Source organism: Bordetella genomosp. 12 (assembly GCF_002261355.1).
Classification (GTDB): Bacteria; Pseudomonadota; Gammaproteobacteria; order Burkholderiales; family Burkholderiaceae_B; genus Bordetella.
The window spans coordinates 831,258-855,868 of the sequence record NZ_NEVU01000001.1 but is presented as its reverse complement, the minus strand read 5'-3'; the positions used below and the strand labels follow the sequence as shown (position 1 = coordinate 855,868).

Sequence of the window (24,611 nt, the reverse complement as noted above, 5' to 3'; positions counted from 1 at the left end):
CGGCCCGAGAAGGAGACACCATGAAGATAAGTGCGCATCTGGCTAAGCTGGCCGCAGTCTGGTTGGTGGGAGCCGGCGTTGCTGCCGGCGCGATGGCCCAGCCCGTGAAGATCGGTTTGCTCAGCGACATGGGCGGCACGTTCAGCGCCCTGGGCGGCGCGGGGTCTTGCGCCGCCGCCAAAATGGCCGCCACGGATTTCGGCGGCAAGGTCCTCGATCGCCCCATCGAAATTCTCTGCGCGGATCACCAGAACAAAGTCGAGATCGCCTCCAGCCTGGCCCGCAAATGGATGGACAACGAAGGCGTCACCGCGCTGGCCGACATTGCCTCGAGCGCCGCGGCCCTGGCGATTCAGCAGGCCGCCACGGAATCGCGCAAGGCCGTCGTCCTGACCTCGGCCTCCGGTACCGAATCCCTGGTGAACTCGGCCTGCTCGCCCGTCGGCGCGGTGTGGGCATGGAACACCAAGTCCCAGGCCATGAGCACCGTCAAGGGCGCCATGAAGGAAGGCGGCAAGAAATGGTTCTTCATCACCGTGGACTATACCTTCGGCCACGCCCTGGAGCGTGACGCCACCAAGTACGTCGAGGCCAACGGCGGCACGGTGGTCGGCAAAGTGCGGCATCCGCTGAACACCACAGATTTCTCGTCTTATCTGCTGCAGGCCCAGGCCTCGGGCGCCGATGTGGTGGCGCTGGCCACGGGCGGCGCGGATCTGGTGACCGCCATCAAGCAGGCGCAGGAATTCGGCCTGACACGCGGCAAGCAGAAAGTGGTCTCCTTCATCACCTTCCTGACCGACATCCATGCGCTCGGGCTGCAACGCGCCCAGGGCCTGGTGCTGACGACCTCGTTCTACTGGGACCAGAACGATGAAACCCGCGCCTGGGCCAAACGTTTCTACGATATCCGCAAAGCCATGCCGACCATGGTGCAGGCCAGCGTCTACTCCAGCGTGGGTCACTATCTGAAAGCGGTGCAGGCCGCCGGCACCACCGACGCCATGACGGTCATGAAGAAAATGCGGGAACTGCCCGTCGACGACGTCTTCACCCACAATGGCAAACTGCGCGAGGATGGCGTGATGCTGCACGACATGCTGGTCGCGCAGGTCAAGACGCCGCAGGAATCGAAAGGGCCTTGGGACTATTACAAGATCCTGTCCACGCTGCCGGCCGACCAGATCTACTGGCCGCTGTCCGAAAGCGAATGCCCCTTGGTCAAGCCCTGAGCGGAGACACGCCATGCTCATCCGCACCCTGACCGCCTTCGCGCTCGCCGCCGCCACGGCCGGCCCGGCCGTGGCCGCCGACCCGGCGGCCAACTATCCCGACCGCCCCATCCGGCTGGTCATCTCCTTTCCGGCCGGATCCGGCTCGGACATCATCGCGCGCTACCTGGGCAAGCAGGCCAGCGCCACGCTGGGCCAACCCATCGTGGTCGAGCCCAAAGTGGGCGCGCAGGGCAGCGTGGCCGCGCGCGAGGTCGCGCGCGCCAAGCCCGACGGCTACACGCTGCTGCTCGGCACCAACTCGACCCACGCCGCCAATGTCTACATGATGAAGGACATCGGCTACGACCCGGTCAAGGACTTCAGTCCGGTGACGCAGCTGACGTCCAACCCGCTCATGATGGTGGTGCGCGCCGACCTGCCTGCCCGCAACATGACGGAGTTCCTGCGCTACGCGCGCGAGAACCCCGGCAAGCTGAACTACGGCACCGGCAATTCCGGCGGGCTGGCCGCCGCGCAACTGCTCAAGTCGCTCACCGGGATCCAGAGTCTGGGCGTCCCCTACGCCGGCACGCCGCAAGCCGTCACGGATCTGATCGGCGGACGCCTGGACTACATGATCACCGATGTCATGGTCACGCGCCCCTATCTGGAGAGCGGCAAACTGCGCGCCTTGGGGGTCACGAGCCGGCAGCGTCTGCCGTCCAGTCCGGACGTGGCGCCGCTGGCCGAGTCAGGCGTGGACGGCTATGAATTCGCTTCCTGGGTCGGCCTGTTCGCGCCGGCCGGCACCCCGCCGGCCATCGTGAACAAGGTCAATGCCGCCTTCGTCGCCGCGCTGCAGGCCCCCGACACCCGGCAGTTCTTCGACAGCATGGGCATGCTGCCGGCGCCGGGCACACCGCAGGAGTTCTCGGCCTACATCCGCGCCCAGTTGGACCTGTGGGGCAAGCTGACCCGCGATGCGGGCGTATCGGTGCTTTAGATCGCGATGCGGTACACGCGCCGGGCCGTTTCCATGAAGACGGCCCGGCGGTCTGCCGATGGCAGGGATTGCGTCGCAAGCTTGAACGCATTCCACAAGGCGTTGTAGTCGCAGGACTGGCGATCCACCGGAAAATTGCTCTCGAAGAGACAGCGTTGCGCGCCGAAAAGCCCGATGCACCGCTCGATGTACGGCTGCCAGCGCTCGGCCAATTGCGCGGAGGTAGGCGGGCCGTCGCCCGTCTCAAACCCGAAGCCGAACACCGGCATGCCCATCCCGCCCAGCTTGACGACCACATTCGGGCAGTCGGCCAAGGCGGCCATCTGCTCGCTCCACTGCGCAAAGGCCTGCGCCTGCCGGCCAGCGTAGGCGTCCACGCCCAGCACGCCGCCCACGTGGTTGAGCACGATGACGGTGTCGGGAAACGCGCGCGCCAAGTCCCGCAGGCCGGCGAGCTGCGGATGGTACAGCCAGGCATCGAAGCTCAAGCCCAACGGCGCCAGTTGCGCGACCCCCGCCCGAAACCCGGCCTGGTACATGAGGTCGGCGTCCACGGGATGTTTGATGTACTTCCCCACGGCGCCGGTGGCATGCGCGACCTGATGGCGTATACCGCGCAGGCGCCCGCCCGCCGCCGCCTGCTGCGCGAGCAGCACCTCGCGCACCTGCGCGCCCAGCCGCAAATCGGCGTGCGCCACGATGGCCGCGGCGATCCGGCAAGGGCCATAGGTGCCGCTGTCGGCCATGGCGGCCATCCCCGCGGCGAACTCCACCTCTCCGACCGGGCGCAAGGCCTCGGGGCCGTCAGCCCGCCACATGGCGGCGGCCTCGACGTAGACGCTGGCGACGATGTTGTGCCCGCCCTGCACATCGGCCAGATAATCGGGCAACAGATAGCGGTTCCCCACGGCGGGGAAATCCCACAAATGGTGGTGCGCATCGATGATGGGCAGCTCCGGCTCCAAGGCGGCTTCGCGCGCGCGGCGCCCCAGCCAACGTCCCAGGTCGGCACTGTTGCGCGGCTGGTTGCCGATATAGGCGGGATGACTCATGAGGGTTCTCCTGGCGGGCATGCGCCGCCTGGCTGCGCGCGCCCGATCTGAGCGATCAGATGGGCGCGATACTGCCGCAGATAGTCCGCCCGCGCCTCGGGATCGACCTTGGCCACGGCGTAGGCGGCAAACGGCGGCAAGGCCGTCATGCCGACATAAGGAAACAGCCCCTTGTTCAAGGGCAATAGCGTTCCCGCGAGATCGGTGTAGGCGCGCGGGCTGTCCAGCGAAAACCGCGCGGCCGGACTGCCCGTCGTGATGGTCACCATGGCCTGGCGGCCGCTCAGCGCGCCGCGCTCGAAGCGCCGGTCGGCATCATAGGCAAAGCCCACGGACATGACGCGGTCTATCCAGCCCTTGAGAATGGCCGGCGGACCGAACCACCACAGCGGGAAGTTCAGCATCACCAGATCGCACCAGCGCAATTTCTCCTGCTCGGCGGCAATCTCCGCGCAATAGCTGCCGCGCTGGTGGGCCAGGCGCTGCTCGGACTGATAATCGAACGGCGTATCGCAGACATCATGGACAAAGTCGTCCACATCGCCCACGGCGGAAAACTCCATGCGATACAGGTCGGAAACCTGCAGCTGATGTCCCAGCGCTTTAAGCGTGGCGCAGGCGGTGTCCCGCAACGCCCCGCTGAAACTGGCCGGCTCGGGGTGGGCGAACACGATCAGGACATTCATCGCGCACCTGGCGGATCAGAAGGCGACGGCGTCGCCGCCCTTGAGCGCGAGCATCTGGCGCGCCTCATCCGGCGTGGCGACCGACATGCCCATGCTTTCGATCACTTGACGCACGATGCGCACCTGCTCGGCACTGCCCGTGGCCAAGCGCCCGGGGCCGGCCCACAGCGAGTCCTCCAGCCCAACACGCACGTTCCCGCCGCCGGCCAGCGCGATCGCCGCCACCTTCATCTGGGCCGCGCCCGCGCCGAGCACCGACCACTGATACTGGTCGCCGAACAAGCGGTCTGCCGTGCGCCGCAGATGCTGCACGTCCTCCGGATGGGTGCCAATGCCGCCCAGTATCCCGAAGACCGTCTGAATGAACAGCGGCCCCTTGACCAGCCCCCGGTCGAGAAAATGCCGCAGCGTATAGAGATGGCTGGTGTCATAGCACTCGAACTCGAAACGCGTGCCGTTGGCCGTGCCGGTTTGGAGAATGTGCTCGATATCCTTGAAGGTATTGCGAAACACCAGCTCGCGCGAGTTCTCCAGATGCTCGCGCTCCCAGGCATGCTGGAAGTCCTTGTACTTATCCAGCAGATGGAACAGGCCGAAGTTCATCGACCCCATGTTCAGCGACGCCAGCTCGGGCTTGAACGTCGCCGTCGGCCGCAGGCGCTCCTCGACCGTCATATAGGGACTGCCTCCCGTCGTGATGTTCACCACGGCCTGGCTGCGGCGCCGGATGTCGGCCAGAAACGGCGCAAAGGCCTCCGGCCGTTGATCCGGCTTGCCATTGCCCGGATCGCGCGCGTGCAGATGCAGAATCGCCGCGCCTGCCTCGGCGGCGGCTACCGCATCGTCGGCGATCTGCGCGGCGGTGACGGGCAGATAGCGGGACATGGAGGGCGTATGGATGGCGCCGGTCACGGCGCATGAAATGATGACTTTTCGGCTGGTGGCCATGGTTGTCTCCTGAAGGGATAGCGGGTTCAGATCACACCGTCGGCGCGCAAGGCCTGCAAGTCGGCCGCCGGCATGCCCAGCCATCCGCCGTAGATGTCTTCGTTGTGCGCCCCCAGCTCCGCGCTGGGCTCGATGGCCGGCAGCGCGGAGTCTTCGTAACGCATGGGCGAGCGGGGCAGCGTGACGCGCCCGTATTGCGGATGATCGACCTCTTCCAGAAAGCCGCGCTCGTGCAGGTGAGGATCCGACGTGACCTCCTCCAGATCGCGAACCGCCGCGCACGGCACGCGCTGGGCCTGCAGGCGCCGCATCAACTCGGCCTTGCTCAGGCCCGCGGTGAACTCGCCGACCAGCGCGTCGACCGTTTCCATGTGCGCGACACGGCCCGCGAGGGTGGAGAAGCGCTCGTCCTGCAGCAGATCCTCGCGGTCCAGGGCGGTCAGCAGGCTCTTCCAATGCGTTTCGCCGACACACAGAATCGCGATATGGCCATCGGCGGCCGGATAGACGTTGTAGGGCGATTCGGCCAGGCCGCCATGGCGGTTGCCGGTGCGCGCCGGCGCCTCGCCCCCGGAGCCGTACCACAACCCCAGGCTGGAACTGAGCGAGGCGTAGACGGCTTCCAGCATGGCGACCTCGACGCGCCGGCCCAGGCCCGTGCGCTCGCGCTCGAACAGCGCGGTCATGACCGCGCCGTACAGATGCACGCCGCCCGAGAAGTCACAGACGGCCGGGCCCGCGCGCACCGGAGACCGGTCGGGGAAGCCCGTCACGCTCATGATGCCCGAGGCCGCCTGCACCGTGAGATCCATGGCGGGCAAGTCCCGGTAAGGCCCGGACAGGCCATACCCCGACCCCGAGGCGTAGATCAGACGGGGATTGATCTCGCGCAGCGCGTCGTAACCCACGCCCAGGCGGTCCATCACCCCGGGCGCGAAGTTCTCCAGCAAGGCATCGCTGCGCCGGACCATGGTGCGCAGGATCTCGCGGCCGCGCTGCTCCTTGAGGTTGAGCGAGACAAACCGCTTGTTGGAATTGAGCATGGCGAAAGGCAGCGCCGCGCCGCCCACGACGCTGCGCCGGCGCAGGTTCTCGCCTCCCGGAGGCTCGACCTTGATGACGCGGGCACCGGCCATCGCCATCAGGAAGGTCGCGTAGGGGCCGTTATAGATCTGCCCCAGATCGATCACCGTCACGCCATGCAAAGGCAGCTCGCGGCTCATGCTCACCGCCCCTCGAAGCGCGCCGGACGCTTCTCGGCAAACGCCGCGGGCCCCTCCTTGGCATCGGCGGTTTCCTGCAGCAGCCGGTTCACCAGGGCCTCGACCCGCAATCCGGTGTTCAGGTCCATATCGCGGCTGCGCAAGGCCAGCTCCTTGGCCGCCTGCACCGCCAACGGCGCATTGACCGCGATCCGCCTGGCATAGGCCATGGCCGCGTCCATCAACTGCTCGCGCGGCACCACTTTGTTGATCAGCCCCCAGCGCAGCGCCGTCTGCGCATCGATCGCATCGCCGGTCAGCGTCAGCTCCATCGCCAAGGCATAGGGAATCTGCGACATCACCCGCTGCGTGCCGCCATTGCCGGCCACGATGCCGCGCTTGACCTCGGCCAGGCTGAACGTCGCGTGCTCGGCCGCGACGCGGATATCGGTGGCGAACAACAGCGTCGTTCCGCCGCCCAGCGACAAGCCGTTGACGGCCGCGATGACCGGCTTCCAGACCTCGAGCCCGCGATTGAGCAGTTGATCGCGCTGCGTCAACCACATCTCATCCCAGGGAGAAGGCGCGGAGACAAAGGTTTTGATGTCCGCCCCGGCGGTGAAGGCGCGATCGCCGGCGCCGGTAATGATGGCCACGCGGACCTGCGAATCGTCGCGCACCCGCTGCCAGGCGGCGGACAGGGCCTGGTAGTGCTCCAGGTCCATGGCGTTCATGCGTTCGGGACGGTTGATCGTAATGACGGCAATGCCGTCTTCGACGGTGTAATCGATGGACATGAATGCTCCGTTCGCGTTATTTGGATCGGTTGCCAAGCAGATGGCGGGCGACCACCATGCGCTGCACTTCCGAGGGACCTTCGCCGATGCGCTTGATGCGCAGTTCGCGGTACCAGCGCTCCAGCGGCATTTCGCAGGCCACGCCCATCCCGCCCAGAATCTGAATGCAGCGGTCGACGACCCGCCCGGCGGTCTCCGTGGCGCAGACCTTCGCGATGGAGGCATCCACCTTGATGTCCTGACCCCGGTCGGCCTTCCAGGCGGCCTGATAGACCAGCAGCCGCGCGGCGCGCAACTCGATTTCCGAATCGGCGATCATCCATTGCACCGCTTGCCGGTCGGCCAGCAAGGCACCGAACGTGCTGCGCTGACGCGCCCAATCGATGGCGATCTCGAGCGCGGCCTGGGCGATGCCCAGCGTGCCGGCCGCATAAGGCACGCGCCCATGCACCAGCAGGCGATCCACCAGCGCGAACCCCTTGCCCACTTCGCCCAGCACATCCTCCAGCGGCACTTTGTAGTCATTGAAGTGCAGCTCATACGGCGCATAGGCGCGTATCACCGGAATCACCTTGGTGGACACGCCGGGGCGATCCATATTGATGATGAAGGCCGTCACACCATCCCGGCCTGGCCCGGTGCGCGCGAATGCCACCCCCCAGCGCGACTCGCTTGCCGCGGTGATCCAGATCTTGGTGCCGTTGAGCACATAGTGATCGCCCACACGCTCCGCCCGCGTCTGGATCGCCCGGGCCGGGTCCGACCCGCCGCCCGGTTCGCTGATGGCAAAAAACGCCTTCTCGCCACGTTCGATGGCAGGCACCGCGTACTTGCGTATCTGTTCCGGCGTTCCGCCGAAGATGATGCTGGGAGGATCGAAACCGAAGGCCCCGCAAGCCGGAATGTAAGCGCCCATGCGGCACTTGGCGGACTCCTCCGCGACAATGCATTGGCCCAGCAGGTTCAACCCCGCGCCCCCGTAGGCCTCGGGGCTTTGCACGCACCACAGGCCCAGCTCTCGCGCCTTGGCCTGCAATCGGGCCAGGTCGGCCGGCGGCAGGGCATAGGCGTCGTGCTCCAGCCTGTCCTCCAACGGCGCCACCTCCTGGCGCATAAAACGCCTGACAGTTTCCTCCAGCATGCGGAGTTCCCCGGGCATCTCCCAACTGCCCAGCTCCGCGGCCGCCTGCACCTGCTCCATGGTGAGTCTCCTGATTGTTCTTGGACCTTCGGCGGCCGGTCTGACCGGCCTGCGAAATCATCTTATCTCAATCTTTTTAAAAAATGAACCATTGAAATGATTGAAATGGTGTGATGAAATCTGCCGCACACAAACTCGAACGCTGGAGACAAGCAACATGGCCATTCGATCACTGCTGTTCGTACCCGGAGACAGCGAGCGCAAGTTCGCCAAAGCGGTGCAGACCCATGCCGACGTCCTCATTCTGGATCTCGAGGATTCGGTTTCCGCCGAGAAGGCCGGCATTGCCCGGCGCATGGTGCGCGAATTCCTGGATGCCCATCCCGCCGCCACGCGCAAGCAGCAACTCTGGGTCCGCATCAACGCGCTGGACCACCCGGCCGCCCTGGCCGATCTGGTGGCGGTCGCCGGCGGCCAACCCCAGACCATCCTCTTGCCCAAAACGCGCGGCGGCGCCGACGTGGCCCGGCTGGACCACTACCTGACCGCCCTGGAAGAACGCGACGGCGTGCCCGCGGGGGCCATCACCATCGTGCCGGTGGCCACCGAAACGCCGGAGTCGGTCCTGACCATGCACAGCTATATCGGGTGCAGCCCGCGCCTGTCCGGCCTGACCTGGGGCGCCGAAGACCTGGCCGCCGCGGTGGGCGCGTCGAGCAACCGGCAGGAAGACGGCACACTGGAGCACACCTACCGCAACGCGCGGTCGGCCTGCCTGCTCGGCGCCCGGGCCGCGGGCGTCGAACCCGTCGACACCCTCTGGGTCGATTACAAAGACCCCGAAGGGCTGGCCAAGGACGCGGCGGCGGCCCGCCGGGCGGGCTTTACCGCCAAGGTCGCCATCCATCCCGACCAGGTGGATGTCATCAACCTCGCCTTCACTCCCAGCGCCGAGGAGATCGCCTACGCGCGCCAGGTCGTCGAGGCCTTCCAGACGCAAGGCACCGGAACGGTCGGCCTCAAAGGCAAAATGCTCGACATGCCGCACCTCAAACAGGCCAAGCGCCTGCTGGCCCAGGCCGGGCAGTAAGCCCGCGCACTGACATCCTGGGGGTGCCCCATGCACAAGCAGCATCCGGACTCGGCACGCGAAGCGTCCGCGCCCGCCATCCTGGAGGGGCGCGGCCTGCGCCGCGACTTCCGTGGATTCACGGCAGTGGACGGCGTGGACATCAGCGTGCGCGAAGGCAGTATCCACGGCCTGATCGGCCCTAATGGCGCGGGCAAAACGACCGTCTTCAACCTGCTGAGCAAGTTTCTCGCGCCCAGCAGCGGCCGGATTCTGCTCGATGGCCAGGACGTGACCGCGCTGAAACCCGCCGAGATCGCGCGGCGCGGCCTGGTGCGGTCGTTTCAGATCTCGGCCATCTTCGACAGCCTGAGCACCCGCGACAACCTGCGCGTCGCGCTGCAGCGGCAGGCCGGCCTGGCCACCCAGATGCTGGCCTCGCCGCGCCGGCTGGACGCGCTCAACGACCGGGCCATGGCCCTGCTGGCCGACGTGGGCCTGACGGCCTTCGCCAACGTGCGCGCCGGCACGCTTTCCTATGGGCGCAAACGCGCACTCGAACTGGCGGCCACACTGGCGCTCGAGCCCCGGATCATGCTGCTGGACGAGCCCATGGCGGGCATGGCGCACGAGGACGTCGATGCCGTGCGCGACCTGATCCGCAAGGCCGCCAGGGGCCGGACCGTGGTCATGGTCGAGCACAACCTCCCGGTCGTAGCCGCGCTGTGCGACCACGTCACCGTTCTGGAACGCGGCAAAGTCATCGCCCAGGGCAGCTACACCGAAGTCAGCAACCTGCCGCGCGTACGTGAAGCCTATATCGGAGTCGACGATGACTGAATCCGCCATCGACGTGCGCGACCTGCACGCCTGGTACGGCGAAAGCCATGTGCTTCACGGCGTGTCGCTGTCGCTGCAGCCTGGCGAGGTCGTCGCCCTGCTGGGCCGCAATGGCGCGGGCAAGACCACGACGCTCAAGTCCATCCTCGGTGTGCTGCGCAAGCGGCGCGGCGAGATCCGCATCGGCGGCAGGGACGCCAGCCATTGCGCCCTGCACCACATCGCCGATTACGGCATCGGCTTCGTGCCCGAGGAGCGCGGCATCTTCGCCAGCCTGACCGTGGCCGAGAATCTCGTGCTGCCTCCCGTGAAAAAACCCGGCGGCATGAGCCTGGAAGAGATCTATGCGCTGTTTCCCAACCTGTACGAACGCCGCCACAGCCCCGGGACCCGCCTGTCGGGCGGCGAACAGCAAATGCTGGCCATCGCGCGGATTCTGCGCACGGGCGTCGACATCATCCTGCTCGACGAACCCACCGAAGGCCTGGCCCCGGTCATCGTGCAGCGCATCGGCGCCCTGATCCACACGCTCAAAGCGCGCGGCATGACGATTCTGCTCGTCGAACAGAACTTCCATTTCGCCCGCAAAGTGGCCGACCGCTACTACGTGATGGAGCACGGCCGTATCGCCGACACCTTCGTCAGCGCCGAACTCGAAGGCCGTCACACCCAACTGACCGCCCTGCTCGGGCTTGCCTGAAGGCGTGAACCATGACCACTTTATTTGGCATTCCGACTGCGGCGCTCTACGGCCAGTTGTTGCTGGGCCTGATCAACGGGTCTTTCTACGCGCTGCTCAGCCTCGGCCTGGCGGTGATCTTCGGCATGCTGCGGGTCATCAACATGGCCCACGGCGCGCAATACATGCTCGGCGCTTTCGCCGCCTGGCTGCTGCTGAACTACTTCGGCGTAGGCTTCTGGCTCTCCCTCGTCCTGGCGCCGCTGTGCGTGGGCCTGCTCGGGGTGCTGATTGAAAGGCTGCTGCTGGCGCGCCTGTATCAATCCGACCATCTCTACGGCCTGCTGCTGACGTTCGGCGTGGCGCTGGTCGCCGAAGGCTTGTTCCGTTACTGGTTCGGCTCGGGCGGGCAACCCTATGCGCCGCCGGAAAGCCTGCAAGGCGCCCTGGACCTGGGATTCATGTTCCTGCCGGCCTACCGCGGCTTCATCGTACTGGCCTCGCTGCTGATCTGCTTTGCCGTGTGGTGGATCATCGAGCGCACGCAGTTCGGGGCCTACCTGCGCGCGGCCACGGAAAACCCCATCCTGGTGCAGACCTTCGGGATCAACGTGCCCTTGCTGATGACCCTCACCTATGGGCTGGGCGCGGCGCTGGCCGCGCTGGCCGGCGTGCTGGCGGCCCCCATCTATCAGGTCAGCCCGCTCATGGGGCAGAACCTGCTGATCGTCGTGTTTGCCGTCATCGTGATCGGTGGCATGGGATCCATCGGCGCGGCCATCGCCACGGGCTACCTCGTCGGGCTGATCGAGGCGGCCACGAAACTGTTTTATCCGGAAGCCGCCAACACCGTGATCTTCGTGCTCATGGTGCTGGTGCTGTTCTTCAGTCCCAAAGGCCTGTTCGGGAGGGAGCAATGATGACTGTCCGCAAAGACCTCGCCCTCTATCTGGCGCTGGGCATCGGCCTGTTGCTGATCGCCCCTGTCCTGATTTACCCCGCGTTTCTGATCAAGATCCTGTGCTTCGCGCTGTTTGCCATCGCCTTCGACCTGTTGCTGGGCGGCGCCGGCCTGCTGTCCTTCGGGCACGCCGCCTTCCTGGGCTGCGGCGCTTACGTATCGGCCTACACCATCAAATACCTGAACGCCGATCCCCTGCTGGGCATTCTGGCCGGTACCGTCAGCGCTGCCGTGCTCGGTCTGCTGTTCGGATTGGTGGCGATCCGGCGCCAGGGGATTTACTTCGCGATGATCACCCTGGCCCTGGCCCAACTTTTTTACTTTCTGTGCGTGCAGATTCCGCAGACCGGAGGCGAGGACGGCATCCAGGGCGTGCCGCGCGGCAAGGCACTGGGTTGGCTCGATCTGAGCAGCAACCTCACGACCTACTATCTCGTGCTGGCGATTTTTCTGCTGGGGGCGTATACGAGCTGGCGCATTCTGCGATCGCCATTCGGCACGGTCCTGCGGGCCATCCGCGACAATGAAACGCGCGCCATCTCCCTGGGCTACCGGACCGCCAGGTACAAACTCGTCGCCTTCGTCGCCTCGGCGACGCTGGCCGGCATGGCCGGCGCCACCAAAGCCATGGCGTTTCAGGTGGCGTCTCTGCTGGACGTGCAATGGCAGACCTCCGGCGAGGTCATCCTCATGGCGCTGATCGGAGGGATCGGCACGCTGCTCGGCCCCCTGGTCGGCGCCACGGTGGTCGTGTCACTGGAAAGCTATCTCGCCGATCTGGATCTGCCCATCACCGTCGTGATCGGCGTCATCTTCATCGTCTGCGTCTCCGTCTTTCGCGCCGGCATCATGGGCGAAGTCGAAAAGCGCCGCACGGCCCGGCTCGAACGCGAGCAGGACGCCAGGACCACGGCCTGACGGGCACGAGACGGCGCCCAGGCGGGGCGGGGCGGCGCGCCGCCCCGCTTGGCTCTACTGATAAGACATCGTAAACGTCGCCAGCCCGTTGACCGTGCCGCCCTTGATCTGCGTGTCCGTTTTGATGTACCTGGCCTTCAGTGGCACGTTCAACTTCCCGCTGACGGGTTTACCGGCATACCATTGGTTCGGGTTGCCCGAGGAGATGGAGTCGGCGCCGTAAGAGATCGGCGACCCCGATGGGTCCAGGATCTGCAAGGCGACACCGCTCGCCGTGGAGGCCTGGGTCAAGGTGAGCTTGTCCGTCAGGTTGGATCGATTGGCGCTATCCGTCAGGGTCATATAGACACCGCTGATGGAGGTCGGGCAAGTCAGGTTGATGGAGAAGGGCTTTTCACCCGCCGTGCTGTTCACCCCGGAAAACGCAGTGGTGAAGACGGGATCCAACGTGACCGGAATCGCGCTGTTGACCACCGAACATGACCCCGAACTGATCGTGGTGACGTTGGGCAGCATGGTCACGTTGAACACCACCGAGTTGCCGGCCGTGCCATTGCCGGCAAAGAACGTAGCCACGGTATTGGCCACGCCGGTCCCGCGCGGATTCAACGTCAGTTTGCCCGTCCCGATGGTCGACTTCGTGGCGATGAGTTTCACCGTCACATAAACCTGCGAAAGAAACTTCATCTCCTTGTCGAGGGTATTGATCTGCTTGTCCATCCAGATGGGGCTGGAGCTGACGCCGGACAGGCTGGCGGTATAGCCCACGCCATCGATCGAGGTCGAGCCGACGTTGTTAGCCACGTACGAGTTCGACTTGATCTGCCAGTAGTAAGAGTAGTAGGTATTCCCTGTGCAGGTCGCGTATTGCACGCCCTGCGCCGTACCCGGGACGGCCACGGTGATCGTGGCGAGCTCCGTATTGGCTGCGATGTTCGGCGGGATCACCAGCGTGGGCGGAAAATTGACGTTGAGGTCCGGCAGCCTCACCGCCGTGCAGTCCGCGAGCGCGGGCGCGGCGAGAAAAAACGTCGCCAACACCCCCGCGACGGCGGCCAACAAGCCTTTGCCGCGCCGCGCGGCGCCCGCCCCGCCGATGGGTTGACGGAATACCTTGAACACAGACTTCATCACTGCTCCTGCTTATCAGTTGCGGAGGCAGATACGCGCTTGGCGTGGGGCGTGGCGTCATGACCCGGCCGGCCCCCCTCCAGATGGTTGGAATGGCCCGGCGACCCGTCGCCAACCGCCACGCACTGCAATTGCAGGGAGAGGTAGGCGGCCCGGGATTGGGGCTTGTCTTGCGGCAGTTGGTAGTCGATCCGGCACTGCTTGTGCGAGCCTTGGCCCCACTTCACGAACAAGCTGCCCTTGGGCTCCAGGCCGCGCGCAAAAATCTGGCTGTCCTGGGCGACGACCCCCACGCTCACGCCCTTCTCGTCCACCACATCGGCACCGAAAGGCAAAGGCGCATCATTGGCCAGCGGGGCGCGGATCAAGGCTGCCCGGCCGCTCACCATCTTGTACTTGAGCATGACCACCGAACCCAGGCGCGGCACCGCTTCTTCCGACGTGGATTCGAACTCGACCTCGGTGGACGTCCCCTTCGGATCGATATCCACCATATTGCTGCCGTACGGCGTCAGATAAGGCACAACCGCGTAGCCGCTGCTGTTGATCTCGACCCCGGGTGCGCTCAGCACGCGAGCCCCCTCGGCGCCCGGCGCCTCGACCACGCCAAAGGTGTCACCCACCATCTGCGACAGAGTCACGCCGCCCGGGTGAGCCACGATGGACCCGCTGATACCGGCGGAAACCTGGTTGGTGTCCCTGCCGCTGCTGCCCGACGCCGTGATCTGCGCATACGGCGCACGGTAGGTGCCGCTGACCCCCGCGTCGGTCGAATGGCTGGCATTGCCCGACGCATAGGTGCCGTAGGCGTTGTACGAGTACTCGTTGGTCTCGCCCAGCGAGCCGCTCAGGCTGGTCTGCATCTGCGTATCGCCGCCCGACCGGGACAGACTGGTCGACAGCATGGGGGCGTGCTGGGTGCGACCAAGCGGGATGCTCAGGCTGACCATGAACTGGTTGGACATGGTGCCGTCCCAGCTGCGCGTGCGCCCGGCGCTCAGGCTGTAGGAGCCGTACTTGAAGCTGTCGGTGTAACCGGCCTGATAGAACGTGTCGCTGCCGCCGCGATTCCAGTACTGTTGCGCCGAGGCGCTGACGAAGACGCTGCCGCCATACTTGAAGTTCTGGTTCAGGGTCAGTTGCAGCCGGTTCTTCTGCCGGTAACGCGACCGGATATCCTCGTTGCGCCGCGCCAACTCGCGCACCCACGAGGCATCGGTCAGGCTCAGATAGTTCTCCGTCGAGTAGCGGTAGGCCGCCAGCGCGATATTGGTGTTCGTGGGATCGATGAACTTGTTGTAGCCCAGGCGCCAGCTCGTGCCGCGCATCGTGCTCTGCCCCGGCACATGGGTTTGCGCGCCCGTCACGTCGACCGAGACCGCACCCAGGCTGGTATTGGCGGCCACCCCAAGGTTGGCCGAGGCGTAGCCGCTGCTGCCGACTCCCCCGCCATACAGCGTCCACATATTGCTCAACCCGTGCTGCACGGTGAACTGCCCGAACTTCGGCTTGTGGTCAAAGCCCAGATTGCGCAACTGGCCCGCCGTGCCCGAGAACCGCGTCACGCCCTGGCGCAGCGACTGCGTCACCGACGCAAAGGGCACGGTGAAGGTCTTGGTCCTTCCCCCGGCTTCGGTCACGGTGACGTCCAGATTGCCGCCATAACCGGTGGCGTACAGGTCCCGGATCTCGAACGGCCCCGGCGAAACACTGGTCTCGTAGATGACCTGATTGTTCTGCCGGATCGTGACGCGGGCGTTGGAGTCCGCCGTACCGCGCACCACCGGCGCATAGCCGCGCTGGGAGTCGGGCAACATGCGGTCTTCCGACGCGATCTGCACGCCGCGGAACTGCACGCTATCGAACACATCGCCCGTCGTCGCGCCGTCGCCCAGCGTCACTTGCGACTTCAGCGCCGTCACGTCGTGCTGCAAATAGGTCGCGTAGTTATCGAAATGCGAGGAATTGCCGGAAGACTGCGTCAGCGATGATTGATGCCGCAGGCGCCAGCCGCCCAGATTGAAGCCGGCGTTCAGGCCCAGATAATTCTGCGTGGAGCTAAAGCCCGAGCCGCTGGTGTGATAGGTATTGGCGTTGTAGCTGACAAAGCCGGCGGTCACACCGTCCTGCCACAGTTCCGGGGGCACGTAGCCGCGCACCGTGTTACGCATATACATCTGCGGCACGGTCAACATCAATTGCTGATCCGAGAAATCGAAGTCCACCTTGGCGCCGGGCACCGCGCGGGCCAGGTCGACACACTCCCCCACGCTGGCGGCGGTATTGCCCGAAGGCACCTTGCTGAAATCCACCCCCAGCGTATCCAGCAGCGTGCGCGTCAGACAGGGCTGCGACCCCGCACCGGCGCGGTTCGCCTGAAACCGGACAGGCTGGCGGGCGACGCGCTCGTCGTTGACGAAGATGTCCACCGAGTAAACCCCCGGCGAGACCGGGTTGCCGCGCGCAAAGCGCGTCACGTCGACGTGCTGCGCGGAATCCACGCGCAGAAAGGACTCATCAAACGTCACGACAGCGGGGTCGGCTTCCGGCGCTGGCACCGTGGCCACTTCCGCCGCTTGCACGCCCCCCACGAGCAGGCAGGCGCTCACCACTGTCGCCACGCTGGGGTACAGGCGGGCCAAAGCCATCGAGAGGGCGGTTCTGGTCCAAGACGGGAATTGCGGAGTCTGCTTCACGATCTGGCATGTCCTGCTGCGGATCGACAGGCGTGCGCATACACCGCCCGTGCTCACCACGTTCAGATTGAAAACGAAAGGAGAAGAAATCGCGCCTGGCCGCGCGCGGCAGCCGCCGCGCGCTAGCGGCCTAGCGTGGCTTCGCCCACAATGGCGCCGCCGTAATCGTTGATGGCGCTGTACTTCACTTTGGCGCCCGCGGACACGGCCTTCATGTTGGTGACGGGAAGCACTTGCGTGGCTTTGGGTGCCACCATGCCGCCCACTTCATTCTTGAACGTCTGACCCCCGCTCTGCACCGTGATCTGGCTGAACGAGACGTGATAAGGGGTGGGATTCGAGACACTCAGGGACTGGCCCTTGCCGCCCTGTCCATCGACGATTTTCCAGTCGAGTTGCGCGGGCGCCTCGTCGGCCTTGCCCGGCAGATTGTCAGGCCGCACGAACAGCTTGACGCGCGTGCGATAGGCCACTTGCATCGTATTGGTTCCCGGCGCCACATCCGGCTTGGGAGGGATATCCAATACGTTCAACCAATATACCGACTCGCGATCCTGCGGCAATGCTTCGCCGCCCGTATGCATGATGCGCAGCGTCTGGCGCTTCTTGGCATCCATACGGAATATCGGAGGCGTAATGACAAAGGGTGCTTTGACATCACCCGGTTGTGCATTCTGTTCACCGTTGTCCAGCCACACTTGCACCAGCGAAGGCGAGGCGCTGTCGTTCTCCAGCCTCACCGTGACTTCGCGCTGGTCGAGCGGATAGACCACCCGAGTGCCGCCGATAATTACGCTTGCATCCGCTCCGCCCGCCAACAGCAGGCATGCCAGCCCGAATCCTAGTTTCAATTTCTTGGGGAGCTTCATTTTCTACCCTTAAACCGATCACCTGTCTGTTGTAGAAGGAGGCGCCCATGACCGTAAGCGCCTCCTTGCACGTGCGCTTACTGGTACTGCATCGTGAAGTTGACCGAGGTGTTCACGGTACCGGCCGTGGCCTGACCCGTGGCGTAGTAACGGGCGAAGTACTTCAGATCCGCCACGCCACCGGTGATCGCCGCACCGTTGGAATCCATCGTGTTGTTGGAGTTGGTGGTGATGTTGATCGGCGCCATGTTGCCGTTCAGCAGCTGGACTTCAACGTTCTCGGCGGTGCCGCTGTTGATCAGGTTGCCGGAATCCTGGTTGACCTTGGAACCGTTCTCGAACGAGGCGATCGCCTTGACACCCGAGGTGCAGCCCGACAGCGCGAAATGCAGGTCGGCCGGTTGCGACGTACCAGCGGTTTGGCCGGGGGAGGTCAGCGAGCTGGCGTTGACCGACGGCAGCGTGATGGTCTTGCTGTAGGACGAACCGGCGGTGCCACCATTGATCGAGCAAGTCGTGTCTTCGACGACGCCGTTGATAGTGATGGTGCCGTCAGCTGCGTGCGCCATCGACGACAGGCCCAGCAGACCACCGAGTGCGAGAGCTGGAATGAGTGCTTTCATGTTGGTTTACCTAAAGGTTAAGTTTCGGAAACTCGGCCGATGACAGATGTCCCGCAGCCGCTTGTGCCAGCACGCCCCATCGAGCCTCGCGGACTGATGTGCTTTTTAGGTGGATTGATTTCACCTGTCTGGCCGAAACGATATTAGGCATTCCGCCCGTCCGGCTATATAGGACAGGTCTGAAATATCCCCGTGGTTTACAGGACTGGCGTCCCCGGCTTGTGTTGTGTCAATAAACCGGTAAAACACGCGCGGCGCCGCGGTGTTCAAGCTTGGCGAAAATCGTTCGCCAGCACCGCGAAAGCGGCGCCGACGGAGTCGCGCGCGGGCGTGGCGACGCCTGTGGGCAAGCCACGCCAGATCATGGCGCCGATACGCCCCCTGCCGTGCGCCGGGATGGCCCCGTCAACCCGGCGCGTGCTAGGCCTTGTGCGTTTGCGCGTGGGTGCGATCGAGATCGCGCAAGGAAGCGAGCAAGATGCGCGAGAGCGCGCGCGTCGTGTCGTGCGCGCCGCCGTCGGCGGATCCCTCCGCACGCTCCCTCAGCTTGCGGTCGAGGCGCTGCGCCTGATTCGACAGGCAGGCAGGATCCCGCGTGGCCGTGGCCTGCAGCGCATCGCAAAGCGCTTGCACCGTCTCCGGATCCTCCAAGGCGCCGCGCTGTCGCAAGGCGTGCTCGGCCTGCGCGCAGCACGCGCCTATGTGGTCGAAGCCGAACACACGGCAGGCCCCCTGCACCGAGTGCAGTTCGGCCAGCAGGGTGTCCACGTCGCCCCGCTTGGCCGCAAACTGCAAGCGCTGCACCGAGGCTTCACACGCCTGCACATAAGCGCGCCAGGTCTCTTCCGGCAGCGGGCGCCCGCCGAGCGGCCCGGGACCGGCGGCGGCGCTGTCCACCCGCCCCGGGCCGGCCAACTGCGCCAGGGCGCCGGCCAGCTCGGCCAATGACACCGGCTTGGCCAATACCCTGGAAATACCGGCCAGCCCGGCCTGCTCGAGCTTCTGCGGCGTGACGTTGGCGGTGGCGGCCAATACCGGCATATCGGGCCAGCGCTGCCGCACCAGCCGGGTCAGGGAAAAACCGTCTCTGCCGGGCATGGCCAGGTCCGTCAGCAGTACATCGAAAGCGGCCTGGGTCAGTTGTTCGAGCGCCGCGCCCGCATCGTGCGCCGCCGTGGGCAGGCAGCCCAGCAGCTCCAGTTGATCCATGAAAAGCTGGCGATTGAAGGCATTGTCTTCGACCACCAACACCCGCAGCCGCTGCGCGAGCTTGCGCAGCGGCGCTTCGCGCACCGCGGGGGCTTCGCCCAGCAAGGCATAGCGCAAGCCATCGGCCAAGGCCCGCAACCCGAATGTGGAGACGGCCACCACGCGCCCCGATGCGATGGGGTAGCCAGGCCCGTCCTCGGTGCCGTCGATGACCCAGCTGGCCTCGTCGGCCAACCGTCGCTCATCCTCGGGATGCCATGTTTCTCGCCCGCCCCAGAAGACCAGGGCCTCGGCGTCTTCGGCCTCGCGCGTCTGGACCAGGGCAGGATGCCCGTAGGCCGCGACCAGCAGTCCCCAGCCGGCCAGCACTTGCGACACCGCGTCGCGCTCCGCGGGCGCGGCCGTCAGCAGCAATATCCGTTGGCCCTCGAAACGAGGCGGCTGCAGCGTCGCGCTGAATGCCCCCCGCGGCAAGGTCACCGCGAAAGCGCTGCCCTCGCCCAGCCGGCTACGGGCCACGAGAGTGCCTTGCATGGCATGCGTCAAACGCCGGCACAGCGCCAGGCCCAGCCCGGTGCCGCCGAAACGGCGCCCGATGCTGGGATCCATCTGCCGGAAATCCTGGAACAGCTCCTGCACCTGGCCGGCCGTCATGCCTATCCCCGTATCCGTGACCGTGACCGTCACCTCGGAGCGCGCATCATCGCGCGCAACCTGTAACGTCACCGCGCCGGTCGCGGTGAACTTGATCGCGTTGGACAGCAGATTGTTCAGCACCTGGCGCACCCGCAGCGGATCGCCGCGCATGGGCAGCGCCACCTCGGCGCCCAATTCGCCATGCAGGGCCAGGCCCTTGTCCTTGGCCAAGGGCGCGAACACCCGCAGCGCATCCGCGGCCAGCTCCATCAGGTCGTAATCCAGATCTTCCAGCGCCAGCTCACCGGCCTCGATCTTGGAAAAATCCAGGACATCATCGACCAGCGCCATCAATCCGCCAGAGGCGCTGCGGATGACGTCCAGGCGATCGCGCTGCGTCTCGTTCAGGGGCGAATAGGTCAGCAGCTCCAGATTGCCCAGGATGGCATTGAGCGGCGTGCGGATCTCATGACTCATGGCCGCCAGAAACGCCGATTTGGCGGCGTTGGCGTGTTCGGCGGCCAGGCGCGCGTTGCTCAACTCGATCTCGAGCTCTTTGTTCCGCGTCACGTCGGTGATGGCCGCGACCAGCACCTCCTGCCCCTGGTAGCGCGCGCCCACCATGCCGACCGACAAATCCAGGCGGCGGCCCGCGTCGAGCGGGAACACCAGATCGCTGCGCAGAATCCGCGGCTCGGCCGGCGGCGCGGCCGCCTCCGCATCACCGTTCTGCTCGCGGTAGTTCTGCAAGAGTGCCTGCGGCAGACTCCCGCCGGCCTCGTTCACCTTGGCCGTCAGCGCCGCCATGGCAGGGCTGTGCAAGAGCACCTCGCCATCCTCTCTGGCGATCAGTCCCAGCCCGACGGGCGCGGTCTGCACCAGGGTGCGGCTGAGCTGTTCGCTGTCGAACACCCGTTGCGACTGACGCACCGCCGGCGTCAGCACGCGCCGCTTGACCAGCAGCAACAGCACCCAGACCAGAGCAATGATGAGCACGGAGGTCGCGACCGTCACCGCGACCTGATCCCGCACGCCGGCCAGGATCTCCCGCCATGACTGCACATGGACCAGCGTCCAGCCAGTGGGCCCGAAGGGCCAGGTCTTCATCACCGCGCCCAGGGCCAGGCCTTTGCCCGAGGACGGATCGACATGCTGCAGGTCTGCCGTGCCCGCCTGCGATTGGCCGAATCGCGCATCCGCCGGACAGCGGGCGACTTCGGAATGGTCGCTCGCGAGCAACAGGCAGGCGCCACCCACCGCTCCCGAAGGCAGCAGTTCGAGCAAGGTGGTCAGCGGCATTTCATAAACCAGCGTGCCGATGGGACCGCCGTCGGCGTCCTTGAGCTGGGCCGCGATGCGTACGGCATCCCTGCCCGACAAGGGGCTGCGATACGGCGGCAACCAGCGCATGCGCGGCGCCGCCGTCGACACCAGCCCCTCCGCGGAAGGCGCGAACGTGATGTCTTGCCCGTCGGAAGACGTCAGCGCCGCGAACAGGGCAGGCGGGTTTTTCAGGATGCGGTCCTGCCATGGCGGCCCGCCCCAGGGCAGCGCGGACAGGATGATGTATTTCTTGTCGGGGCTGAACACGTAGGCCGCCAGCGAACCGCCGTTGCGCGCGGCCGCGGCGCTGGCGGTCGCGGCCATGCGTTGCGCCACCTGCGCGAAGCGCTGCGTCACGGCGGCATCGGGCGTGCCGCCATCATGGATGACCAGCAAGGGCGGCACATCCGGCGTGGGCTGCACGCGCAGAACATTATCCTGGCCCAGCGCCAGCGCCGCGTCGGGTTGCGCTCGGGAAGCCTCGGCCCAGGCCGACTCGATGTTGCCTACGTTCTGCCGCAAGGTCGCGATCGCCTGCGTGGTGACGTCGAAGGACCTGCGCACATCTTCCTCGATGGCTTCCTTCGTGTGCGTCAGATAGGCCTGCGCGGACGCGCCGATCTCCACCAGACTCGCCACGATGATGGACGCGGTAATGATGACGCCGCCGCCAATCAGCAACGCATGCTGGTAGCGGCGAAGACGCGCCAGCACGGGACTCGGTTCGCTCTTTTGGACACTCATGTCAGCTCATCATGGTCTGAGATTGGGGTTGCAGCATCGGTGCTCATCCAGGCGCGCGCGGCGTCTGGCCATTCCTTGAACCGTCTGCGCCGCCGTCAGCGGCGCCCTCCAGCTGTTCTTCTATGGAATCCAGCAGCGATCCCGATACGGCCAGACCGCCCTCGGCCTTGAGGTAGGCCTCGACCTGGCACACGACACGGCCCAGCTTGTTCTCGCCGAAGATGGACAGCATGCCCCGCAAAGTGTGCAACTCGGCCAGCAGAACGATGACGTCTCCGCCCTGGCGCGCCAATCGCAGCCTGGCCAGCGATGTCTGGCAGGCCTTGGCGTACAAGCCCTCCCAGTCTTTGGCCGCCGCGATATCGCCGGCCGCCGCCCCGGCGCGCACATGCAAGTATCTTATCCGCTCGCCCGTGACTTCCGAAATTGCCTGCGCCAGCTGCGTCTGCGCCAGCGGCTTGCTCAACACCACCGCCACGCCCGCCAGCCGGCAGCGCGCGCGCTCCTGCGAGGCCACATGCGCGCTGGCGGCAATAATGGGCATATCGGGCCAGCGCGCGCTCGCATGCTCGGCGACGGTGTAGCCGTCCAGCCCGGGCATGGTCAGATCCGTCAACAGGATATCGAAGGCGGCGCCTTCCAGGCAGGCCAATGCCCGCGACCCGTCCTCGACGCAGACCGGCTCGCACCCCAGCATCCGCAACTGATCCTCCAGCAAGGTGCGGCTCATGGCGTCGTCTTCGACGACCAGGATACGCAGCGCACGCTCGAAGTACGCCCGTTTGAGTCCGCTGCCGTTGAGCGGCGCGCCGAGCAAAGCATGCCCCAGGCTCGCCGCCAGACCGCCCAGACCAATACTGGAGGTCTTCAGCACGCGGCCCATCACCAAAGGATCGCAGGGCCCATCCGCGGCGCAATCGATCACCCAGTGCGAGAGCTCGATCACCCGGTTTTCGTGCTCGGGCGGCCAGTTGGCCGTATCGGCCCACAGCACGACCGCCGAGGCCGCCTGGATGGCGTGCGGATCCAGCAGCCCCGGATCGGCACACATCTGAGGCCGCAGGCCCCAGGCGCGCAAGGCGGCTTCAAGGCGCAGGCTCGCCGTGGGGCAGGCGCTGAGCACCAGCACGTGCTGGCCATCGAAATGCGGCATTTGCGGCGCGCCGGGCGCCTCCTCCAAAGGCAGCCGCAGCGTGAACACACTGCCCTGCCCGGCCACGCTGCGCACCGATAGCGCGCCGCCCATGGCCTGCGCCAGCCGGTGCGACAGCGCCAGGCCCAGCCCCGTGCCGCCAAAGCGCCGGTTGACCGTGACATCGCCCTGGCTGAAGGGCCGGAACAATCGGCTCATCTGCTCAGCGGACATGCCTATCCCCGTGTCGCGGACCTCGATGGTGATCCAGCCGGCTTCCTGCTCGAGCGCCAGGCACAGATCGACCTCGCCGGCAGGCGTGAACTTGATGGCGTTCGACAGCAGATTGTTGATGATCTGCCCTAGCCGGGTGGGATCACCGGCCATCGGCAGCTCCACCGCCTCGCCAAACCAGCCCGTCATGCACAGCGACTTGGCGCGGGCGGCAGGCAGGAACAACCTCATCGCCTGGCCCAAGACGCCCACCGCGTCGAACTCGATGCGCTCGAGCCGCAACTCGCCGGCCTCGATCTTCGAGAAATCCAGTACGTCGTTGACCACGGCCAGCAGCCCCTCCGAAGAATCCCAGATCGTGCGCAGCCGCTCGCTCTGCTCCGGCGTCAGGGAGGATTGAGACAACAGCTCCAGATTGCCGAGGATGGCATTCATGGGCGTGCGGATCTCATGGCTCATCGCCGCCAGAAAGGCGGACTTGGCCGCGTTGGCCGAGATCGCGGCCTGCCGCGCCTTGCGCAACTGCTGCTCCACCCGCGTCTTGGCCGTCACGTCGGTAAACGCCGTCACCAGCACGCTTTTGCCCTGGTAGCGGGCCCGCACCATGCTGACCGACAACTCCAGCCCGTTGTGGTCATGCGTGTCGAACCGGAAATCCTGATTGAACACGCCATGCCGCCAGCTGGCGTCGCCGCTGCTCACGTGGCTTGCATACTGCTGCAGACAGCGCTCCGCCAAGGTCTCTTCGGCAGGCGCGATCCGCCGGGCCAGCTCCGCCATCACGGGGCTGCGCATCAGCACCTTGCCGTTATCGGTGGCGATCACCCCCAGACCGACCGGCGCGGTATCGATCAGCGCCCGGCTGAGCCGGTCGCCCTCGTAAACGCGGCGCGACCACTCCAACAGCGGGCGGAAAACCCGCAGTTTCAGCGAGAGCAGCAACAGCCACATCATCGCCAGGGTAGGCAGCGTCAGCATCAGATCGATGACGACATTGCCGCTGGCCGTCGCGCTCAGCCCGTGCGGCGAGTAGGCATGGATCAGCACCCGCGAATCCGGCAGCCGGCGGTAGAGCAGCAGCAGGCCGTCGGCCCGTTCTTCCTTGACCTGGCCGCCCGCGCTGGCGGCCAGCCGGGTGATGGTCTTCTGCGTCAGCGGACAGGCGTGCGACACACAATCGCCCTGCCGGGCATCCGTATCCCCCTGCCGGTCGACCAGCACGGCCAGGCCCTGCCTGCCGCTCAGTCTTTCCGGGGCGATCACGCCCTGCCGCCCGAAGTGCTGGACAAAGTCGTAGCTGGTTGCAAAAGCGCGCCGCTTGGCCTGCAAGGACGCCTCCAGCGTGGCGTTCACCCCCCAGGCGAGCAGGAAAATCGCGATCAGCGTACACAACAGCCCGCCGCCAAAGAGCAAAAACCGCTGGAAACGCCGGATGCGGGCAAGAATGGTGAGGTTTCTATCGACAGTCATGCGTGCTAAGGTTGCCTTGTAGGCGCACCCCTTC

At 65.9% G+C, this 24,611-nt stretch carries 19 protein-coding genes; 7 read left to right on the top strand and 12 right to left on the bottom strand.

The window, feature by feature from the left end:
- Nucleotides 1-20: 20 nt before the first annotated feature.
- Together CAL22_RS04020 and CAL22_RS04015 are read left to right on the top strand one after the other, a co-directional pair.
- Nucleotides 21-1,232, top strand: a complete 1,212-nt coding sequence (locus tag CAL22_RS04020; RefSeq protein ID WP_094810570.1) for an ABC transporter substrate-binding protein — start codon at nt 21-23, stop codon at nt 1,230-1,232.
- A gap of 13 nt (nt 1,233-1,245) precedes the next feature.
- Entirely contained in the window at nt 1,246-2,217 is a 972-nt protein-coding gene (locus CAL22_RS04015) for a Bug family tripartite tricarboxylate transporter substrate binding protein (protein ID WP_094810568.1), read from the top strand.
- Here the strand turns inward: CAL22_RS04015 and CAL22_RS04010 are convergent.
- From CAL22_RS04010 to CAL22_RS03985, 6 genes are read right to left on the bottom strand one after another with little or no spacing between them, the layout of a single operon-like run.
- Entirely contained in the window at nt 2,214-3,269 is a 1,056-nt protein-coding gene (locus tag CAL22_RS04010; RefSeq protein ID WP_094810566.1) for an amidohydrolase family protein, read from the bottom strand. The two genes, CAL22_RS04015 and CAL22_RS04010, sit on opposite strands and share 4 nt — an antisense overlap.
- Nucleotides 3,266-3,955: an NAD(P)H-dependent oxidoreductase gene (locus tag CAL22_RS04005; RefSeq protein ID WP_094810564.1), complete on the bottom strand. Its 690-nt coding sequence runs from the start codon at nt 3,953-3,955 to the stop codon at nt 3,266-3,268. Before CAL22_RS04005 ends, CAL22_RS04010 begins: the two co-directional genes overlap by 4 nt.
- Before the next feature lie 15 nt (nt 3,956-3,970).
- Nucleotides 3,971-4,903 (bottom strand): 3-keto-5-aminohexanoate cleavage protein, encoded by a 933-nt coding sequence (locus CAL22_RS04000; RefSeq protein ID WP_094810562.1) that lies wholly within the window; start codon nt 4,901-4,903, stop codon nt 3,971-3,973.
- A 26-nt stretch (nt 4,904-4,929) separates the two neighbouring features.
- Nucleotides 4,930-6,126 (bottom strand): CaiB/BaiF CoA transferase family protein, encoded by a 1,197-nt coding sequence (locus tag CAL22_RS03995; protein ID WP_094810560.1) that lies wholly within the window; start codon nt 6,124-6,126, stop codon nt 4,930-4,932.
- Between the two features lie 2 nt (nt 6,127-6,128).
- A complete protein-coding gene (locus tag CAL22_RS03990; protein WP_094810558.1) occupies nt 6,129-6,902 on the bottom strand; it encodes an enoyl-CoA hydratase/isomerase family protein in 774 nt (257 codons plus the stop codon).
- Nucleotides 6,903-6,918: 16 nt separating this feature from the next.
- The gene (locus tag CAL22_RS03985; RefSeq protein WP_094810556.1) at nt 6,919-8,103 is read right to left on the bottom strand and encodes an acyl-CoA dehydrogenase family protein; all 1,185 of its coding nucleotides are present in this window, start codon (nt 8,101-8,103) and stop codon (nt 6,919-6,921) included.
- Between the two features lie 157 nt (nt 8,104-8,260).
- Here CAL22_RS03985 and CAL22_RS03980 point away from each other — a divergent pair, with 157 nt between their 5' ends.
- From CAL22_RS03980 to CAL22_RS03960, 5 genes are read left to right on the top strand one after another with little or no spacing between them, the layout of a single operon-like run.
- Nucleotides 8,261-9,133: an HpcH/HpaI aldolase/citrate lyase family protein gene (locus CAL22_RS03980; RefSeq protein ID WP_094810554.1), complete on the top strand. Its 873-nt coding sequence runs from the start codon at nt 8,261-8,263 to the stop codon at nt 9,131-9,133.
- Between the two features lie 30 nt (nt 9,134-9,163).
- Nucleotides 9,164-9,952: an ABC transporter ATP-binding protein gene (locus CAL22_RS03975; protein WP_094810552.1), complete on the top strand. Its 789-nt coding sequence runs from the start codon at nt 9,164-9,166 to the stop codon at nt 9,950-9,952.
- Nucleotides 9,945-10,652: an ABC transporter ATP-binding protein gene (locus CAL22_RS03970; RefSeq protein WP_094810550.1), complete on the top strand. Its 708-nt coding sequence runs from the start codon at nt 9,945-9,947 to the stop codon at nt 10,650-10,652. The genes CAL22_RS03975 and CAL22_RS03970 overlap by 8 nt, the downstream gene beginning before the upstream one ends.
- A gap of 11 nt (nt 10,653-10,663) precedes the next feature.
- Nucleotides 10,664-11,551, top strand: a complete 888-nt coding sequence (locus tag CAL22_RS03965) for a branched-chain amino acid ABC transporter permease (protein WP_094810548.1) — start codon at nt 10,664-10,666, stop codon at nt 11,549-11,551.
- Entirely contained in the window at nt 11,548-12,510 is a 963-nt protein-coding gene (locus CAL22_RS03960; protein ID WP_094810546.1) for a branched-chain amino acid ABC transporter permease, read from the top strand. The genes CAL22_RS03965 and CAL22_RS03960 overlap by 4 nt, the downstream gene beginning before the upstream one ends.
- Before the next feature lie 54 nt (nt 12,511-12,564).
- On the opposite strand, the gene CAL22_RS03955 is transcribed toward CAL22_RS03960, so the two are convergent.
- The 6 genes from CAL22_RS03955 to CAL22_RS03930 form a co-directional block, all read right to left on the bottom strand.
- Nucleotides 12,565-13,641: a fimbrial protein gene (locus CAL22_RS03955; RefSeq protein WP_094810544.1), complete on the bottom strand. Its 1,077-nt coding sequence runs from the start codon at nt 13,639-13,641 to the stop codon at nt 12,565-12,567.
- Nucleotides 13,641-16,289, bottom strand: a complete 2,649-nt coding sequence (locus tag CAL22_RS03950; RefSeq protein ID WP_094810542.1) for a fimbria/pilus outer membrane usher protein — start codon at nt 16,287-16,289, stop codon at nt 13,641-13,643. The genes CAL22_RS03955 and CAL22_RS03950 overlap by 1 nt, the downstream gene beginning before the upstream one ends.
- 170 nt (nt 16,290-16,459) lie before the next feature.
- Entirely contained in the window at nt 16,460-17,206 is a 747-nt protein-coding gene (locus CAL22_RS03945; RefSeq protein WP_094810540.1) for a fimbria/pilus periplasmic chaperone, read from the bottom strand.
- Nucleotides 17,207-17,283: 77 nt separating this feature from the next.
- On the bottom strand, nt 17,284-17,829 hold the full coding sequence (locus CAL22_RS03940) for a fimbrial protein (RefSeq protein ID WP_094810538.1): 546 nt from the start codon (nt 17,827-17,829) through the stop codon (nt 17,284-17,286).
- A 420-nt stretch (nt 17,830-18,249) separates the two neighbouring features.
- Nucleotides 18,250-21,741, bottom strand: coding sequence for an ATP-binding protein (locus tag CAL22_RS03935; RefSeq protein ID WP_094810537.1), 3,492 nt, complete (start codon nt 21,739-21,741; stop codon nt 18,250-18,252).
- 43 nt (nt 21,742-21,784) lie between these two features.
- On the bottom strand, nt 21,785-24,577 hold the full coding sequence (locus CAL22_RS03930) for a hybrid sensor histidine kinase/response regulator (RefSeq protein WP_094810535.1): 2,793 nt from the start codon (nt 24,575-24,577) through the stop codon (nt 21,785-21,787).
- Nucleotides 24,578-24,611 lie beyond the last annotated feature (34 nt).